The sequence below is a fragment of the Hydrocoleum sp. CS-953 genome (assembly GCF_002260545.1).
GTDB lineage: Bacteria > Cyanobacteriota > Cyanobacteriia > Cyanobacteriales > Microcoleaceae > Trichodesmium.
The window spans coordinates 1-2,680 of sequence record NZ_LGSU01000303.1; the positions used below are offsets into that span (position 1 = coordinate 1).

Genomic DNA, 2,680 nt, shown 5'->3' on the forward strand with positions numbered 1-2,680 from the left:
TATATTCACTGTTTAGAAAACTATAAAACAGAAAGTGAATGGATAGCATTTATAGATTTAGATGAATTTTTGTTCTCTACAAAAAAATCTAATTTACAAGAAATATTAGAAAAATTTGTTGAGTATCCAGCAGTAGGAGTAAATTGGTTAAATTTTGGTCCTTCAGGACATGAAAAACAACCGGAAGGGTTACAAATAGAAAATTATATTAGACGCTCAGAAGTCAGTTACGAAGCAAATAAACATATTAAGTCTATTGTTAGACCAGAGAAAGTAATTGCTCCTTTAAACCCTCACGAATTTTCTTACACAGATGGGTTATTAGCAGTTACAGAAAATTTTCAAGAGATCAATGGATTCATGTCTGAGACACATTCTGTAGAAAAACTGCGGATTAATCATTATACAACTCGTTCTAAAGAAGAGAGTAGAAAAAAAATGATGCGTGGTAGACCAACTACTCAGAAAAAGAGAGCTTGGTCTCATTTTAAAACAAGACATGAAGTATTTGACAGAGTAGAAGATTTGACGATTCAAAGATTTCTACCTCAGCTCAAAAAAAATATAGAAGCTAATTTAATAAATTTTAAAGCCACAACAAAAATGAAAAACAATACTCTAGTAAAAATCCTCAATGTTAAAAATTTGGAACCAGTTTCAGAATATTTGTTTGGATGTCAAATAGTTAAACCAATAATAGAGGCAAAAATTAATACATACAGTATAGAAATTGCTGGTTGGGTTTTAGGAAAAAATGCTCCGGTAGAGACTGTAAGATTGATTAATCAAGGTAAAGTTATCCGTAAAGTTACTGTTAATAGAAATTCACCAGAAGCAACAAAAATATATCCCAAGAACTTGCTGGTTAAACAGTGTGGTTTTTCTACAATAGTAGGGTTGGCTGGATTACCCCTAAAATCAGAAATAATAGTAGAAGCTATATTGCCAAACAATACTCAAGTTGCCATAGCAATTATAGAATTTGAGCGTTTAACTCCCCTCACTTCTAGTTATAAACCAATTTTACAACCATTAGCATTAACTTGTTTAGGACGTTCGGGAACGACCTGGGTAATGCGACTATTATCAGAACATCCAGATATTATTGTCAGTGGAGGTTATCCTTATGAAATACTAGCTGCTCAATATTGGATACATTTATTTAAAGTTATTTCAGAGCCAGCTAATCTATTAGAATCTACTCCTAGATTACACGGTTTTGCTCAGAAATTAAATTGGATTGGTCATCATCCTTGTTACGATTTTTCAAATGGTTATGAGAGCTTTTCATGGTTTGGAACTGACTATACAAAACAAGCAGCAAGTTTCTGCCAAGAAAGTATAGATAGATACTATCAAAATATCGCTAAAACTCAAGAAAAAACGGTCTCTTTAGAATCAGAAAAAATTACTTATTTTGCTGAGAAGTATCATGCAAATTTTCCACATATTTTCCAAAATTTATCGGAATTATATTCTAATTTTCGAGAAATAATTCTAGTTAGAGACTTCCGAGATGTAGTTTGTTCAATGCTGGCTTTTAATGCCAAAAGAAGGAAAGATGGTTTTGGTTTAAAAAGACACAATAAACTAGAGGATTTTGTATATGAATTTGGTAAAAATTCTGTCATGCCTCTTTTAGAAAGATGGCGTAATAATTCTGAACAATTACACTTAGTACGCTATGAAGATTTAATTCAGTTTCCAGTAGAAACATTGAGTGCTACGTTTGAGTATTTGGGATTAGAAAATTCACCAGAGATAATTAATAAAATTCTCGAAAAAGTCTCTCAAGATACAACTCAACTAGAAAGACATCAAACCAGTTCTAATCCTGAATCTTCTATAGGGCGTTGGGAACAGGAGTTGAGTCCTGAATTAAAAGCTGTATGTAATAATGTATTTGCAGAAGTATTGGTAGAGTTTGGCTACAGTGAAAATAGGGATATTCAGGGAACTGTAATTCCAGTTACTCAACCAAAAATACCCCATAAAAAGACTGAATCTATTAGGAAATTAATTGTGCCGATAGAAACAGGTGAAAATACAAAATATCTGGCAACATTAGGCAAGATAGATAAAGTTTTGATTGAAAGTCAAGTCTTGCAAATAGTTGGTTGGGTGTTTTTCCTAAATTCGATGCCAATTACAGGTTTTAAAGTTTCAGTAGACAATACTCAAATAGATAATATTAATATTGAACAAATATTTGGCTTGCCTACTCCTGGAGTCAAGAAACATCACCCACGGGTAAAAGGTGCAGCAAAGGCTAGATTTAAGTTGACAATATCTCTAAATGAAGACCAGATTGAACAATACAAAAACAGCTTAGTCATTTTAACTCCAGAAAGTAATGGATTTGAAGGAAGTGTTTTGATTGGGGTGTTAAATTCTAATTTAAAAATTTTTCCAGCTGATGACATCAACACATTTGAAAAAATGATTCATCAACTTACCCATAATGCCTTGAAATGGTTAGGATATTTAATTCAAAGAGTGGGTATTAAACCAACTGATAGTATTCTTGATATTGGCTGTGGAGAAGGTAATATTTACTATGGTTTAGCTTATTACTTAACACCTAAAGGGCGTTATGAAGGTATTGATTTTTCAGAAAAAGTAATTGATTGGGCACAGCAAGAAATTACTTCCATAAAGCACAATTTTCACTTTCAATACT

The 2,680-nt window shown here is 32.1% G+C and carries 1 protein-coding gene; it reads left to right on the plus strand.

The features are described 5' to 3' along the window. On the plus strand, nt 1-2,680 hold a 2,680-nt coding region (locus AFK68_RS02755), incomplete at both ends, for a glycosyltransferase family 92 protein (protein ID WP_143437454.1).